Source organism: Herbidospora mongoliensis (genome assembly GCF_001570545.1).
Classification (GTDB): domain Bacteria; phylum Actinomycetota; class Actinomycetes; order Streptosporangiales; family Streptosporangiaceae; genus Herbidospora; species Herbidospora mongoliensis.
In genome coordinates, this window is record NZ_BBXD01000033.1 from 16463 (window position 1) to 33010 (window position 16548).

The 16548-nt window shown below is 68.9% G+C and carries 7 protein-coding genes and 2 pseudogenes; 1 reads left to right on the forward strand and 8 read right to left on the reverse strand.

What is annotated here, in order from left to right; genetic code table 11:
• The 6 genes from AW272_RS39575 to AW272_RS39595 all read right to left on the reverse strand — a co-directional run bounded on the left by AW272_RS39575 (position 1) and on the right by AW272_RS39595 (position 15614).
• Positions 1-318, reverse strand: coding sequence for a DUF1048 domain-containing protein (locus tag AW272_RS39575; protein WP_066376344.1), 318 nt, complete (start codon positions 316-318; stop codon positions 1-3).
• Positions 319-922: 604 nt separating this feature from the next.
• Positions 923-1243, reverse strand: a complete 321-nt coding sequence (locus AW272_RS42930; RefSeq protein WP_157519329.1) for a hypothetical protein — start codon at positions 1241-1243, stop codon at positions 923-925.
• Positions 1244-1864: 621 nt separating this feature from the next.
• Complete coding sequence (locus tag AW272_RS39580; protein ID WP_066376323.1) at positions 1865-8128, reverse strand: hypothetical protein; 6264 nt, start codon at positions 8126-8128, stop codon at positions 1865-1867.
• On the reverse strand, positions 8125-9654 hold the full coding sequence (locus AW272_RS39585) for a phospholipase D-like domain-containing protein (protein WP_066376326.1): 1530 nt from the start codon (positions 9652-9654) through the stop codon (positions 8125-8127). Before AW272_RS39585 ends, AW272_RS39580 begins: the two co-directional genes overlap by 4 nt.
• A gap of 8 nt (positions 9655-9662) precedes the next feature.
• Entirely contained in the window at positions 9663-13403 is a 3741-nt protein-coding gene (locus tag AW272_RS39590; RefSeq protein WP_157519331.1) for a hypothetical protein, read from the reverse strand.
• Positions 13404-14843: 1440 nt separating this feature from the next.
• Positions 14844-15614, reverse strand: a complete 771-nt coding sequence (locus AW272_RS39595) for a hypothetical protein (RefSeq protein ID WP_157519333.1) — start codon at positions 15612-15614, stop codon at positions 14844-14846.
• 109 nt (positions 15615-15723) lie between these two features.
• On the opposite strand from AW272_RS39595, the pseudogene AW272_RS45455 reads away from it, so the two are divergent.
• A pseudogene (locus AW272_RS45455) lies at positions 15724-15954 on the forward strand (IS5/IS1182 family transposase); the annotation flags it as partial.
• Between the two features lie 72 nt (positions 15955-16026).
• Here AW272_RS45455 and AW272_RS46215 read toward each other — a convergent pair.
• On the reverse strand, positions 16027-16194 hold the full coding sequence (locus AW272_RS46215) for a hypothetical protein (protein ID WP_369408853.1): 168 nt from the start codon (positions 16192-16194) through the stop codon (positions 16027-16029).
• A gap of 149 nt (positions 16195-16343) precedes the next feature.
• Positions 16344-16529 (reverse strand): annotated as a pseudogene (locus AW272_RS46220) (hypothetical protein); the annotation flags it as partial.
• Positions 16530-16548: the final 19 nt, after the last annotated feature.

Below are 16548 nucleotides of genomic sequence, written 5' to 3' on the forward strand. Positions count from 1 at the left end.
TCAGGCCGTGGGAGGCTGCTTGATCGACTCCTGATAGATCTCCGCGTAGGTGCGCGAGTCCTTGATCAGGTCGTCGCAGAAGGCGGCGACGTCGTCGCCAATGAGTTCCAGCACTCCCTTGCCGTCCGCGGCGCCCTCCTCGAAGAAGTCGAGGATCCCCGCGAGCAGGTTCCTTTCGACCAGGTCGACCGGCCCGATCTTGAAGTAGTAGCGCTGCATCTCGTTGTAGACGATCTGGTAGTCCGGCGGAAGCGCCTTGATCCGCGCCAGGTGCGCCCGCCACTGCTCCTTGCCTTCGATGATGTCCCGGATGCCCACGTCAGCCTCCCAGCCTGCCCAATTCCTCGCGACGTTTCTGTTCAACTGCTCATGCCACCGATCACGGAAGGTCCGGGCGTCTTTTCCACCGGCCAGCGCCGAGCAGAACCCCCCGATGTCGTCACCGAACACCTCGTGAACACGCTCCCAAACGATCTCCCTGCAGCCGTGTGCGCCATCGCGGGCCGAGGATTCACCCCGCAGGAATGGCGGCAGTACATCCAAGATGCGCCCTACCAGCCCACGTGTCTCGTTTCCCGGCAGAGCCAGCCCGTGAGCCAATCGGGCTAGCTGAATCCGCCGACGTACGGCGAATTGTCGCCGCTCTCGTCGAGTTGCGCGGTCACAGCCGCTGGCAAAAGGTCATCGTGAGGCTCTGCAACGGGCTCGGGCGGGGCGGCCGCTCTGCCCGAGCCCCTCAGCTATATGGCCGCCGATGGAGTGCCGACTCACCCCTGGTCAGAGCTGTCCCGTCTCAGCTATCAACGGAGCACTGCGAGCCTCTGGCCAGGGAGCTGACATCCTGACTGAGATTCATGGAAGCCGCGTTGTCGGGACGGGAAGGGACTGGCGATCTCGCTCAGAAACCGTCTCAATGATCATGTCAATGGTCGAGCCTCCAGCCTGCCAGTTGACGAGTTGCCTGAGACAGAGCCCAACTTGTCTCGATGCAGATGGCAGTTTGAAGCGGTCCGGGATTAGTGGAGGCTGTGATGGTCCCGGTGGGCGTAAAGTCGGGGTCGACCAGATCCGCGTTGGCTCCTTCGACCTCACGGTGCAAAGGCCCGTGAGGGGCGTGGCCAGGAACCTTCTTGGGCTTGTCGCTCTCCGGTTTCGTCCACTCGTCGGCGTTGAAGTACGCGTCCCACACGTGCTTGGCCGACTCTTTCACCCCGTCGTTCTTGACGCCGTCGAAGGTCAGCACCGGCGCGACATCGGCCAGGACGCATCCACCGGTGTAGTTCTTGATGAGCGAGGCGCTGCGCCGGCGGCGGCTCGCCGCGTGGCGCGGCCGTGACCTGCCAATAGACGCAGGCCCACGCGCTGGATTCCGGAGCACGGGTGAACACCCGGATGTTGCGGAAGTCGCTGTCGCGCCCCGGTACCCTGATGGTGCAGACCACGACACCCACCGCGTCGGCTTCCCATATCGTCGCACTCCCGACCAAGGAACGCTGGAGCGGCTTCTTCTCAGCTCGGACGTTTCGAAGGAACGTCGCCTTGTCCTCGTCGCGGTGATCGGGAGCCGATCGCCGCAGAACGAAGTTATCGGCGAGGACCCTGTTGAGAAATTCCTCCCAGGACAGGCCGTCGACGGTCTGCTGGCTCTCTGCGGTGAATAGCTGTTCGTTCAGAACTCTGAGCTCGTCCATGTATCGATCGTGAGCCCGCTGTAGGCACTTGTCATCCGCACTGGCTTGTCAATTCCGAGACAAGCATCTGTGCCGCCCGATGCCCCGTCCGCGAGAGCGGGTGGTCGTATTCGACGCGGATTGCGCTCGCGCACGATTGCTGACCGATGATCGGCGTCCCGACGGCGATCGACTCACGCCGCCGGACGATCGCCGGAGTAAAAACACAGGGCGACGCTCTCCGGGTCGGCTGCGGCGCCGACGGAGAGACGGGGTAGGTCGCTGCCTGTGTCACGGAGCCTACGCAGTTGGAGTCGGGTGAAACCGCTGGGCAGGAGGCCGCCGGTGAAGAGGAAGGCACGGGTCTGGTCAGCGGATGCGACTATGTCGAGTGGGATTGACTGAGCGGAGAAGGCCGTTTCGGGCAGACTGCACCGTTCGTGAAGCAGACGTCCGTTCGGTGCGCGCAGACGGAAGATCACGCCGGTGGTCGGCAGGATTTCGGCGCTGCCGCCGGCATAGAGGTCCACGCCAACGTCGGGTGCAGTGGTTTCGGTCCCGCCGCAGACGCGGGCGATGCGCCCGTCCTGCAGGGTTGTTCCCTCCGTGAAGGTGTGGAAAATGACTTCGGCGCTGGGAGCCAGGGCGTCGGACCAGGTGATGCGGTGGCCGGACAAATCGGTGTCGGCGTAGGCGGTAACGTCGATCGAGTGCGGCGCGGACAGTACCCCGCCTGCCAGGCGCAACGGCCCCGAGGCGGAGCCCGGTTCGAACGGCCGCTCCACCTTGATCTCCAGCAGCTCCATGGCCGTCCCGGTGAGCCGAACCCCCCTCAGCGGCATGCCGGTGACCGTCAGGATCACCGTCGCGGCAGCCGGTCCAGCCGTGTCATCCGGTCCTGTTCCCACGCCGGAGCCGGTGAGCGTCGCCGACCCGCCGGACGATAGGCGAACCTGGGCGCTGACGCGGAGCGCTCCCAGGACCGCCAGGTCGAGAGTCCAGGCGCCTGGTACACGCGGAGCCAGTGTCCCGAGGTGGGTTCTGAGTTCCACGTCGGTTCGGGCGTCCACGCCGTCCCATCGGAAAGAGCCCCGGTCGGGGGCGCCGGCAGATACGGCGGTCAGCGTGGAGGTTCGCAGAGGCGTGGCCGAGGCTACCGCAAGGCCGATGACCTCGGTCCGCTCCCACAGGAGGGGTTCGGCACTTTCCAAGAGCACAGCCTCCATCGGGCCGAGGCCGCGCACATGGGTCAGTTCGAACCCGTCGGGCAGGTTCGCCGGCGGTGGCGTGGTGAACGCCATGTCCCAAAGGGCGGTGAAGCCGTCGGCTCGGACCTGGGCGAGCGCGGCGCGGGCGGCTTGTAGCCGCTGCTCCGCCGCAGGGTAGGCGTCAAGTTGGGCGGAGCTCGGCACTGCGGTGGTGGCCTCGGTCCTGGCGGTGGCGTAGGCGGTGAGCGCGGCGGTCAGGTTGGCCTGCGCTGTACGGAGTCGTGCCGTCAGCGCGTCCAGGTCGGCGTGTCCGGTGCCGGCGGCGGTGTGCTGGCGGATCCGGCCGTCGGTGCAGGCGAGATGGTGGCGGAAGTCGGCAAAGCGTGAGGTCGTGAAGGTGAACCGGTGGATCGGGCGGTCATGTCCGGCGGCCCGCAGTTCTGCGGTGTGCTGAGCCGCGGGAGCCATCAGTTGTCCCGCTCCGGAGCTCACCCCGTGGTTCCAGACGATGGTGGTGAGGTCGACAGGCGCGCAGACGGCGCTGCCATCGCCGTGCAGGGTCTTGATGAACCGGGTCTCCTGCTCGCCCAGGCGCACCTCGGGTCCACCGCCCCACACGTTTGGTGCGCCACTCCTGCGGTCGATGCCGTTGGGGTCAGTGATGGCGATGGTCGTGTGCTTGCCCGCGGCCAGGAACATCCGGCCGACGTACGGTTCGGTGAAAGCGATGCCGACGTCGTAGGAGCGGTACACCGGCCGTTCCCCCGCTCCGGGCACGGTGTAGTCGACGTAGGGCGTGAGCTCGGCGAGCGGGCCGCCGGCCGGATAGCGCAGGTCGGTGTCGGCGTCGCCGGTCGGGATCGTCAGGCCGGGCGGCGGCCCCACAGTGAACACAGTGTCGACCTGGTCGTCCCACATCGTCCCGGGCTCCGCTCCGGTGATCTCCACTGCGGTGAGGACGGACAGAGTGTAGGGGCCGGGCGCCAGCACCGGATCGGTGCGGCTGAAGGTTTCGGTCGCCATCCGCATGCTTTGCTGCCAGGTCCACTGCTCCTGGCGGCGCCACCCGAACGGGCCTGCATCGAAGCAGGGGCCCATCATGCCGATGGGGGCCTGGGAGAGCAGAACGTACCGATCGATGACGCCCTGGCGGGCGATCACAGCAATCGTCTGTCCCGCCGTCGCCTGAGTGGTGAGAACCTCCTGCCCATTGCCGGTGATCTGGACGAGGCAGTCGGTGGACACCCGGAACCGGATTCTGGTGACCGGCTGCGGCAGCCGCACCTCCACAACGGCCATCGGTCCGCCCCCGGGCGGAATGCTGTCGGGGGATGGCGCTGCCGGTGGGACGCGCAGTTCATCACCAATAACGCGCATCGGGGCGAAGCTGGTCAGGATCAGACCCGCGTAGGTCTGCTCTCCGGTACCCCCCTGCGGGAAAGACGCCTCCTCGAACGGCACGCACGTCCAGCCGGGGGTGAAACACACAGAGGTCAGCGTGACGAAGGATCCTTCGACGCGGAGGGTGTCAAGAGGGCCGGTCAGCGCGATGGGCCCACGGTCTCGGGGGATCGGCGAGGACGCAATCGCGGTTCCGTCACGCAGGATCGAGACGGTGCCGCCCTCCTGGGTCAGGCAGTGCACCATGACCTTGTCCACCGGCGGGTCGAACCGCAGTTCAACAGCTCCGTAGGCGCCCGAGGAGCCAGTGGGACGCCCGATGGCGAGAAATCGGTCGGTGGGATCGGCGGCCGACCCCACCACGGCCACTGTGCCGGTGGCCTCGCCGTACAGCAGTTCGGTGCGGAAGGCTCCGGTGAGCGGCCCGGCGGGCAGGTCGCCGAACCCAGCGCAGATCGGCTCCTCGGTCGGCTCTGGCCCGCACGCGTAGTCGGGATTGTGCAGGTCGAAGCCGTCATAGGTTTCGGTGTCGCAGCCGCGGAACCATGTGTACGGGGTGCGGGCCCACAGCACCAGGGCTGTGGTGGGGCCGGGTGTGTCGGCCGTGGGGCGGTCGCGCACCGGCAGCCAGGAGCCGCGGATCTCGGGAGCGGGCGGTCCGGTGAGTTGCCCGGCCCCGGGCGCGGGGATCGCTCCTGGTGTAGCGACGGTGATCGTGGTGTCCCCGGCGGCCAGGACGCTCCAGGATTCTCCGCCGAGGGCGAGCGTGCCGCCGTCGAAGATTCCGGCGGACACTCCTGCGGCGAGGGTGAGCTCGGCCGTTCGGAGGGGTGTCGGGGCCACTGCGGTGATCTGTGTTTCGGCCCTGGGCGGCGCAGGGCGCAGCCGGTAGGCGTACTCGCCGTCCGGGATGCTGCCGGTGACCGCGAGCCCGGAGGCGGTGCGGCCTGTGACGGGCAGGGTGACGGGTGCGGGGACCGGCCCCGCCAGGAGGTCGAGGAAGGTTTCGGCGACCTCAGGCAGGGACAGTCCGACGGGGAGCCGGACCTGTCCCTCAGTGACGTGCAGGATCCCGGCCGCGCCGATGAGTTTACGTTCCTCGCCGCTGCCAGCGGCCAGAGCGATGTGGCCAAGCAGGTAGGTGAAGCTGCGCGGCCCCACCGTGTCGGGGTCCAAGGCCCCGGTGTTCGGTGTGCCGATCATTCCCTTGTCGAGGACGGGCCGGGTGAAGGTCACCGTAGGCCGTGCATCCGGGGGGATCGTCGAACCGTGCAGCACGAGGACGTCTTCGGCGACCTTGGGGTGCCGCGCGCCGACGGAGGCGACGACCGGTGTGGCGGGGGCCGGAAGCGGCAGGTCGGCACGGCCCCACTCCAGCGGCAGCTCGGCGTTGAGATGGATGTGGAGGAACCACAGGTCGATGATGATCTCGAGATGGAGGGTTAGGCCGATGTACCAGGGGTCGGGTCCGCTCGCGGTTACCTGCGCGTCGAGGATGACGGCGACCTTGGCGCCGAAGGCTTCGATCCCGGCATCGCCGTGCAGGTGGAGCGAACCGGTGAACTGCTCGGGCCGCCAGCTCAGCGCGGCGTCGATCGCCAGCGATGCGTGCGCCCACGCATGCACCGGACCGAAGCGCCAGTCGCCATCGAAGGCGATCCGCCCGCCCAGGGCGACCCCGGAGGCGTGCAACTGGAAGTAGGTGTCGATCTGCAGCAGCCCGAGCAGGAAGCCGCGGATGCGCTTTTCCACCGGGCTCTTCTCACCGAGATAGAAGTGCCAAGTGTCCGGTGGCGGTATCGCCGCCCAGGAGAACGCCGCGTCGGCCTCGCCCCGGAGCTCCAGCAGGTTCTTCTTGGCGTAGGCCGCAGCCAGGTTGACGCTGAACAACTTGGCCGGCACGTCCAGGACGACGAGCGCCTCGAACAGGCCGCCGCCGGAGTCTCGGAGGCTGGCCCGTTTGGTGAGGAAAGAGCCTTTGCCATGGAGGAGGATCACCGGCCCAGGCAGCGCCAGCATCAGCAACACCGAGACGTTGAACGCGAAGCCGTCGTCGGGGGCGGTGCCGATCGTCGTGCCCAGGCCGACCGCGATGGCGCCGCCTTCGACCCGCCATTTGCTGCGCGGGTCGAGCACCCCGCGCGGCTCCCGTTTGTACCAGCCGTGCCACCAGCTCTCCTCGGCGCGCCGGTCGGGCCTGAGGTTGATCGCGACAAGTCCGGCGAACCCGTAGATCGACGCGCCGGTGGCGAACAACGGGATGCCGGCAGGCAGGTCGACCCCCAGGTACACGAAGACGTAGGCGACGCCGTCTCTGCTGCGGCCGATCATGAGTTGCGCGTCGAGTTCGACCTTCACCGGGACGAGCTTCAGACGGATTCTGCCGGTGAACCCGTGACCGAAGTCCGGGTCGTCCTGAAACAGGGCGACAGAACCGGCGAGCCGGAAAGCGCCGGGCACCTCCAGGTCTACCCCGACCCCTTCCAGGCTGACGGCGGCCGAGGCCAGCACGGCGGCGCGGTCGGGGCCGGGCAGCCACGACACCTTCAGACCCTCTACCGACGCGCCGGTCGGCAGTCCCTCGGCGAGTTTGACGCCTCCGTTGAGAGCACACCACATGCGGCCGCCGGGATCGGCGCCGAACCCGATCCTGGTCACCTCGACCGCGAATCCTTGGATGGTGGCGGGTTTGGCCTTATCGACGTCGAGCCACCCGCCGTCGATGGCGACCCGGCCGACGGCGTCGATGGTGAGAGCGCGGAAACTGTAGGCGGGCGAGTCGATCGCGGCGATATCAAGTTTCGCCCTGCCGCTCAGAGATACCGCAGGAGCGGGGCCGGTGGTGAACCGGAGCTCGTCAAGGTCGAGGGACAGCACGTCCAGGTCGAGGTGGAGCAGGGCGCCGGGCGCCTTGCCGGGGCCGATTCCGGGCTCGGGCGGGGATGACGACGGCAGGCCTGCCGCGGCGCTGAACCCGCCCCGTCCGTCGATGGCCAACTCCAGGCCGATCCGCCGGTCCAGATAGGGGATGAACACGTCGCCACGGACCTCGCAGCCGATCAGCGCGCTCTGCCGGAACGACAGATCGACCTTCGTCAGCGCGCCGGAGAACCCGAACAGATCGCCTGCGGCCAGGCCGTGGAATCCGGTACCGTCCCAGCTGACCTCCTGGCTCCAGGTCACCGAGCCGGAGAAACCTCCGGTGCCGAGACAGACGTCGTCCATCGTGATCGTGCCAGCGGCGATCGGGAGGCCGGACAGCTCGATCGTCGCGCCGTCGACGAATAGGCCGGTGAACTTCTCCGACACCCCCGATGGGCGCTCTGCGGCGCCCGGTCGAAGCCAACGCACGTTCGAGGCCGACAGGATGACCCCGCTGGTTCCGATCATGCAGCGGGGCAGGCTGAACCCTCCGGGCAGGTCGAGGATGAAGCCGCCGTCGGCGTCGTAGCCGACGCGGACGCTGCCGAGGGTGATATCCAGGGTCTTGCGGTCGGGGTCGGACTCGTCCGTGCCGGGTTTCAGCGGTCGCAGGACCGAGCCGTCGATCCGTAGCGTCAGCGGCAGCTCGGCGGTGACCGACGGCGTGGGCGAGACGCGGATGCGCACCTCGGCGTTGACGCCGCCCTGCTGATCGCCCAGGGCGAGGGTCAGGGCGGGCACCCCGGGCACGGGTGCCTCGACGGCCTGGTCGACCAGCACTCCGATGACGCCCTCCTGCGTCTCCGGGTCGAACGCTGGGTTGGTGATCCAGATGTGTTGGAGCAGCTCGTCAAGAAGCTCGCCGAACGGCAGGCGGTGGGGTTGGGCGAGCTCGTCCAAGGGGAAATAGGCCCTGTGGAGCGTCATCCTCGCACCTCCCTCAGGGCGCTGTCGGGGCAGTCAAATGTGACGCCGCTCCCCCAGGCGGGTTTGAAGAGCCCGAAGGCCTGGTGGTCGCGCAGTTGGGCGTCCACGTCGGCGCTAGGCGGCACCCGCAGGTGGCCACGCCATAGCCGTGCCCGCAGGTCGGCCGCGAGTGAGGTGGTGCCGCCCGGATGAACAATCGCGGCGTTGAGCTCCGATTCGGCGCCGTACATCGACCGGTCCCACATGTTCGCCGAGCCCACTGCCACGAACTCGTCGTCGACGATCACTACCTTCGAGTGGACCTTGGTGTCCTTCACGTAGTAGAGCGCGAAGTGGTCCATCACGTTCTTGTCGTTCTCCAGGAAGAAGTACCTGTAGATCTCGCCGGACAACGCGAGGTTCGCGGCGTAGGCGTCGGAGTACCCTTCGGTGATGAACAAGACCTTCACGCCACGGCCGCACGCGGCGGCGATCCGCCCAAACAGGGCGTCGTGCTGGCTGTAGACGCCTATCCCCGCTCCCGGGTTCAGGGTCTGGTCCTCGATGTAGATATAGTCCACGGCCTTATCGAAGGCGTTGGTGAGAACGGCGAGGATCTCCCTGACCCCCTCAGCTGGCAGGCTGTTCCAGGGCGTGGTCGGGGCGTCCAGCCACGGGTTAGTGGCCCGGACCTTGTCGTAGCTGCGCCCGACTCGGATGCTGCTGCCCAGGTACGCGCCCTGCGGGACACTGGTCGGCAGAGGCGCGGTCGACGGCGGAAGGGACGGCGGGGACGGCTCCCGCACCGGGTTGAACAACTCTCTGCTGCCATCGAGCGCGTAGCGCGCCGCGGGCAAGGTTACCGTCTCCTCCCAGCGGGTCCGGAAGTTGCCGAGCACGGCCGCGGCGGCGCCGCCCTGGAGCTGGACGCCGGCGTCGTGCCACCAGGACGTGGCGTGGAGTTCGTCGCTTTGCCGGTGCGGTGCGTAATCCATGCCGCCGAGGAAGGCGTGCAGTTCGCCGGTCTTCGCGCTGTAGATTGTCGTCGATTTCTCATGGCGCGAGTCGCTGAAGCCGCCCCAGTCCAGGAGCACACGCCCTTGGAGTGGGGTCTCGTTGTCACGGACGGCGGCCCGCAGTCGGCGCGCCGCGCGTATGCAGGCCAGAGGCGCGTCCTCGACTGCGGTCAAATACGCCAATAACGACGGCAAGGCCCCCCCGATGTTGGTCCAAGGACCCGGGATGGCGAAGCGCGCCGCTGCGCCGATGACCCGGACGTCGGCGCCCTTGCCCGCCTTATCGGCCAGAATCGCCCCAAGGTCCACCGGCTCAGCCTCGGACGGGAGCGGCAAGACGATGTCGGGATCGAGGAACCACGAGCAGATGTAGATCCGGTCGCCAGGTCCCTCGCAGGTGTCCAGGACCCGGGCGATCGCCGCGAAGAAGGCGTCCCCATCGACGTGCGGGGTCACCATGGTGTCGGCGGAGTGGGGCGTGCCCAGGAACGGCCCTGGCGGGAAGTACTTGCTCTCCAGGTCCTCAAGCATTGGCGCCATCACAGCCTTGCTATCGAGACGACGGGCAGGACCGAGGCGACCTGTCCCAGACGGTCGCGGACCCGCAGGCGGTAGTCCCAGCCTGCGGCAGGGTCGGGGGGCGCATCCAGGTAGATGTAGACCGCGCGAGGCAGCCAGCCTGAAACCGACGACCACCAGCCCACACCCGCGAGGCGGCGTTCGACCAGGCACGCCAGGCGCGGGTCGGGGGCGTCCTGCGAGCCGCTAGGCCGCCAGGTGAGCCTGACGCCGTCACCTTCACGCACTGCGGCCAGCCAGACCGGTGCAGGCGGCGGCGGCAGCAGCGCTCGCCCGACAAGGATCTGCGACGGCCGGGACCGGTTGCCTGCCGCGTCGACCGCCACGATCCGGAACCGCCACTCTCCCGCCTCACAGGGCACGGACGCTTGGAGCGGGGGACCTCCTCCCGCCGTTGCGGCGTCGATGCTCAGCACGGGGAGGAGGTCGCGCACGTCGGCGATCTCGGCGTCGTCCCTGCCCCGGTACAGCAGATAGTGGTCGACGTCGGCGGGCACCGGAAGCCAGGACACGGTGACCGCGAGGTCGTCGGCTAGGGCCAGTCTCGCGACAGGCGCAGGCGGCGGTGTCCGGTTGGGGGCGCAGATCGGCGGGGTCGGCGCCGACCAGCTACTGGCCAGGCCGGCCGCCGACCGTGCCGCGACTCGGTAGAACCAGTGCGATCGGGAGCGGCCTTCAAGCTCGTCGATGTAGGGGAGCTCGGCCGCCGTCAGCGGGGTTGCGTGGCGCTGGGTGTAGGCCGGAGCGGTCCAGGACTGCGCGGCGATGAGGCGGGCGGTATCGGCGTGCAGCAACTCATAAGCGGCTTCGACGGCGTCGGAGCCGTCGCTGGCGGCGGCCACCGCCGTCTCAAGGGCGGCGAGATCACTGGTGACCAGGGTACCGCGTGCCCCGGTGAGCAGCGGAGCCATCCAGGGTTCAGTGAGGTCAAGAGCGTAGCCGGGAGCGGCGCGGCGCTGGTGGTCGAGTGTGAAGACGGAGGCGGCCATGGCGCGGAACACCAGATACCCGGTGCCGGGGTCGGCCGGGAACGACAAGGTGAAGCGGGACACGCCGTACCAGTCGGCGGCGGTGGCGAGGACCGCACAGTGCGGTCCGGACAGGAGGTCGGGCAGGATAGGAACCGCCGGGACAGTGGTGTCGACAGCCAGGACGGTTCCTGGCGCCGACGGAGCGGATTGCACCGCCCGTGCCGTACCGGAGCGCCGGACCGAGGTGAGCGCGACCTGGGCCCTCCCGACCGGCACGCCTTCGCCGGTCGCCGGGCCGAACCCAGTGTCGGCGAACGTCAGCGTCCATGCCGGATACCAGACCGCCGCCATCCCGGCGGTGGGGGCGGGGGCCGCCGCGTCGGGATTGTCGTCGGGCCCCCGGTCGGCGCAGATCATGACGTCGCCGTGAAATCCGAGCACCCGGTACCGGTATCCATCCGTCCCGCCCGGGACGGCTAGGACTCCGGCGCTGGCCCGCACGAACGCCTCACCGGACGCCGGCCAGACGATCCCCGTTGTGATAGCGAGCAGGCTTGAGGTGCCGCGGCGTAGCACATAGGGTCCGGGCTCGGGCGGCGGCCCGCCCGGCTCTGGCCTCACCAGCAGCCAGGCCGATGGGCCTTCGCCGTTGCCGACGATGGTGTATGCCACGCCACCCGCCTGGATAACAGCGCCGGTGAGTTCCCCCGAACCGGTGTCCAGGGTGAGGTCGGTGGTCAGGCGGAACACCGGCGGCCCGGCTTCGTCGGGCCTGTTGGCGGGCTCGGCGACGATCTCTGTCACCGCCACTCCAGTGATGGTGGTGGCGGCCGAGACCACGGTCCCGGTCACGGTGGTGGGCACCGGGCCGGTGGAAGCGACCGAAGCGCCCCACGACACACCGGAGTAGCTCTCGGCCGGGTCGGCGGCGCTGGCCGGGACGGTTCGCCTCGGTCGGCGGACATAGACCCGGAATGCATCGACGTCGGGGGCGAGTTTGGCCAGTTCGGGTGTCCAGGCCGCGCAACAGGCCAGCGCGTCACGGCCGGGGTGGGCGGCCAGCCAGGCTGAAGCCAGCGGGGACCGGCCGAGCACAGTCAGCAGTGACGCGGGCGCCGCCGCCTGGACATACTCGGCGAGTACCAGCGCCGGCGGCGGGGGCGGCACGTCGTCGGTCACCGCCAGGACCGCGGGTGGTGTGGTGGGGCCGCATCGGCCGAAGAGGTCGACGCCTCTGGCCCACCAGGCGTACCAGCCATCAGACAGGCCAGCGCTGGAAGGCCCGACGTCCCGCGTCAGGACACGGGGCGCCGGGCGGGCCGCGATATCCGGTGGAATGATCACCACGGTGCCGTCCCGCAGCAGGTAATCGTGCTGAAACGGCGGCACCTCAGGCGCGGGCGCCGCGGGGTTGCTGCCGAACCGCAGCGCGCCGAGCTGGACACCGATCGCCGCCGTTTCCCCGCCGGGCGCGAGATCCCAGTCGAGTTCGACCTCGATGCGTCTGCCCTCGTCCTGGGCGGCCCGGCGGGCGGTGATCCAGTTCGGGCCTGCAGGCGGGCCCGGGTCGGCCGGGCCGATGCCGGGGATCAGCCCGTACCGCTCCTCGAATGGCACGCTCCAGCGGATACCCCCGACCGACACCCGGCCGCCGCCGTGCAGCTCGACCCGCGTGATACCGGAGGCCGAGAGGGTGACCGCACGGGCGCTGTGATCGGCTGCGGTCCGGCCGACCTCCCCGCCGGAACCGTCGAAGGCCACCGCCTCCAGGGGGGCGGTCGTCAGCAGCTCGAGTACGAGCTCATCGACCGCGGTGCCGAGACCAATTTCCAGGACGTTGCCGACTCCGAGGTCGACGTCGTAGGAGAAGGTCGTCCGGTCGGGCGCTATGACCGTGCCGTGGAGGGTGACCCGGAGACCGAGTGCGTCGAGACCGGGATCACCGGGGCGCGCGCTGAACGCGCCGCCACGCCAGCGGCCCACGACCTTGTAGGCGAACGGACCGGTCAAGGTCGCGGCCTGGGTGTCGTCCCAGGCGAGTCCCACGATCCTGGCGATGTGCGGGTCGACGAGCGCGGCGCTCAGCAGCGCGCCTCCGTCTGCCGAGAGGCGTGGCCCACCCGCAGGTGACGGCGGCGGCGACGCGGGCCGGCCCAGCGCCAGCGCGGTCAGGGTGGCAAGCAGGTCAGGAAAGCCGGGCCCGTAAGTTGACGCCCAGTCGGCGGCCGGGCTGGCCGGCAGCCGCGACCTGGCCTGCTCTGCTTCAGCGCCCGAGGCTGGCTTTGCGAGGTCGGGATAAGCGACGTCGGAGACCGGCAGAGACCGGTGGCCCAGCAATGTCCACTGATAGGGGAAGTCGGCCAGCCTCGAGCCGATGTAGGAGACGCCGCCGTCGCCGGTGATCTCGACCCGGTCCAGGCCGCGCGTACGCCAGCTCACTTCATCGCCGGGCCGCAGTATCTGCTGCTCCCGTAAGAGGCCCGCCGCGAATCCCTCGACGATCAAACGGTCCCCGAAATCGGCAGCTTTCAGGACCAAGTCCCACGCAAGCCCGGGAAACCCAAGCGTGAGCCGTGTCCTGGCGGGGACGTTCATCGCATTGGCGATCCCGTACGACTGGAAGGTCAGCCCGGCGGGATCGTCGGTGGCCAGGTCGACGCGATTGTCGACTGACGCCTGAGCCTGCCCGACTAGATCGGCGATTGCGGCGTCGTCCAGTCTGAGCGGCACAACATCACCCACAAAGGCCCGATGGATGTCGAACCCGAAGTCAGGGAATCCGACGCCGTCCGGCAGGAACCAGCGAAGCATCACCCCCGCAGGCGGCCGGTGCCCGTCCCGCTGCTCAACCGACACCCCATCGGAACCGACTCCAATGAGCACCAAAGATGCTTCCATGTAGCCCCCATGGCTGCCCGTCCCTCGACACCACTTGAACCATCTCCATGATGGTGAAGTCTCATAGGCATACGGGCAAGGGCAGCTTCCCGGACCAGGCGACCGCGAGCTTGCCGAGCAGGCGCGGCCAGAATCCGGTCGATCCGTTCAGCTCCAGACGCACCTGGCTCTGCGAAGGCCACCTCCTTCACGCTGACAGCCGCTTGCGCCCGACGGCGCTCTCCCCTCTGTGCCGGTCTCGGCTCCTGAACCCGCCAGGGCAGGATCTCCCGAGGAGCGTCTGCGTTTGCGGGCCCGCGTGGCCAGCACGTTGGCCCCGAGTGAGAGCCCGCCACGTTCGCCCCGGCCACCACCGCCACTAGACCTGGCTCGGCGGTCGCTATCGGGAGTAGCGCGCTGGCGCACAGCCCGGCCAGCATCGCCCGCGGGCTCGCCCACGCCCCCCTCGCACTGCGGCGTCGCGGATCCAACGACGTGCGCCGTCCTGAGCGGCAGCGATCTTGCCGGTCGGCGGCGGCCCCGGAGGCGGGCCACGGCATCGACGGCTCGTTCCCGTCTGATCCGCTCACCTGCCCAATCCCGCTGTCCGGCCTGGTGTCCACATCCGCGACTGAGCCCATCGGGCGCCTCGCCGTGACGGCGCGTCTGTGGGCTTATCGGTTTCAGGCGGGCGATCGTAACCACCACATGTGCGGGGCGAGGTGACGGCACCACAGTTTCATATGAAGAGAGAGCGGTCCTCAGGGAAGTCCCGGGGCTCAAGCTGGCGTGGCGACGCGCAAGGGGACCGCGATGGCCGGAGACCTGCCACCGCAACTCCCTCACGCAGCGCCCGCCGTGACGACGGTTGCTAGGCGACGGTTACGATCGCCCGTCCGGATCCGATATGCCCACAGGCGTGTCATCACGGCGAGACGCCCGATGGGCTCGAACGCGGATGTGGACGGCAGGCCAAGCAGCTGCGGGGGTTGGCGGGGTGAGCAGATCAGACGGGGACGAACCGTCTTTGCCGTCGCCCGACCAGGCAGAAGCTGGCAGCGACCGACAGATCGCCGCCGCTCAGAACAGCGCACGCCGCTGGATCCGCGACGCCGCAGGGCGGAGTTGGCCTGGGCCAGCGCGTATTGGTTACGAGCGAGCGATGACCATGTCGGCGGCCGATCGGCGCTCACGGACAGCATCGGCCAACTCCTGGAGGCGCGCATCAGGACGCTCCCCCTGCGCCGCCGGACATCCGCAAGGGCTACCTCAAGGACGCGACCCGGTGAGCCGTCACACGTCAGCCGAGTCGATCACCTGGTCAGCCGGCGGCGCGGTGACGACCAGGGGGAACCCCCAGTCGAGGAAGCGGGTGTCGTAGCTGAGGCCCATCTTCGGCTCCCGGCCATAGACGAGGTCCGTGGTCCGGAGCCGGGTGGGCAGGCCCTTGGCGTCGGTCCAGAGCGACCAGTGGATCTCATCTTTCACGTCACCGGTGGGAGGAAGCCCCAGCCGCTTGTGGCTCACTACGCCGCGATAGACATACCCGCCGGAAACGGCCTTGCCAGTGACCCCGCGCAGCAGAGTGCGCAGAACGCGTTCGTCGAACACGTTGATCGCCTGATCGCTGAAAACCGCGACCTCCGGCGCCTTCCAGTCCCACCGGATCCACGACTTACCGTCGGGGAGACTGCCGGGCGGTTCATGCGTGTACGTGACCCCGCCGACGTACGTGGTGTCGTCCCAGTCGGCCCCGCCAAGAGCGGCCCGCCAGGAGGTTTCCTGGTCGTCGTACGGAACGAGAATGGAGTAACGGGTGGCGTCGTAGGCGACCGGCCCCTTCGGGCTCAGTTGCACCTGACCGCGTATGCGGGCCGCAGCGGTGGAGTGTGTCCCGTCGATCATCGCGGCGAGCTCGGAGATCCGCACCCCGTGCCCCTGACGCAACTGCTTCTGCACGGCCCGCACGGGGTCGGGCGGCCGGGTCTGCGCGACCGCCGCAGCGGGCGCGGCCACCCCACCGGCCAGCAGCGCGGCCACGACCAAAGCTAACGATCGCCTCATCACGACTCCGTCCATCCCAGAAGACGCGGCCATCGTCGCAGGCGGCGATAACGAAAGCGATCAGCATTGGCCTCGAACCAGCTGCACGATTACCGCGTACACCGTCTGGCACACGATCCCCGAACCCGACGATCAGAAGGCGCATCGGCGTCAGCGCGGGTCGGCCGGTGGCCGCCGAACCGGCTCCGACCCCGCCCGCTACGCCCGCCGCAACGTGGTCGAGCGGGCGATCAACAGGCTCAAACAGTTCCGGGCGGTGGCCACCCGCTACGACAAACGCGGCCACATCCTCCTCGGCACGGTGACCATCGCAGCGCTGGTCATCTGGCTCCGCACCTGATCCAAGAAACAGGCCCTAGAAGGCCGCTGAAAATCTTGTTCGCGTGCGGCGCCGTTTGCGGCCCGCGATTTCTCAGATGGTCGTGGAGGCCAGTGTCCAGGACGCGCTCGTGCGGGTGAGTCCGAGGTTGATCAGGGTTCGCAGGTTGAGCGCGGCGGCGCGGGTGTGGGGCCAGGCGTTGTTCTTGATGGTGCCGACATACCGTAATCGGCGGTTGCCCCGGGCGACGATCCAGGCGATGGCGCGTTCGACCGGGGGCCTCCAGCGCCGGTAATTCTCCTGTCAGGCCGGCTCGGTGGCGGCGTGGCGGCGGGCGGAGGCAAGCTCGTCGTGGTGGGGGCGAGGGTGAGGATGCGCCCGGCTTTGGTCGTGGTGCAGCGCGGGCGCAGCGGGCAGCCGGCGCACAGACTGGCGAACAACGCCTTGCGCTGCAGGTGGCGGCCTGACGGCGCTGACAGCGGGACTTGGTGTCCGGCCGGGCAGGTCACGGTTCCGGCGGTGGTGTCGATGGCGAAGTCGTCCAGGTTGAACCCGCCGGGAACGGCCGGCCGCAGCGGCGCGGGTTTGATCACCATGCGATGCCCTGCCGAGGTC

Coding starts and splice junctions, on each gene's coding strand:
- AW272_RS39595 (WP_157519333.1), bottom strand. CDS start 15,614: ATGAGGCGATCGTTAGCTTTGGTCGTGGCCGCGCTGCTGGCCGGTGGG.
- AW272_RS39580 (WP_066376323.1), bottom strand. CDS start 8,128: ATGACGCTCCACAGGGCCTATTTCCCCTTGGACGAGCTCGCCCAACCC.
- AW272_RS39585 (WP_066376326.1), bottom strand. CDS start 9,654: ATGCTTGAGGACCTGGAGAGCAAGTACTTCCCGCCAGGGCCGTTCCTG.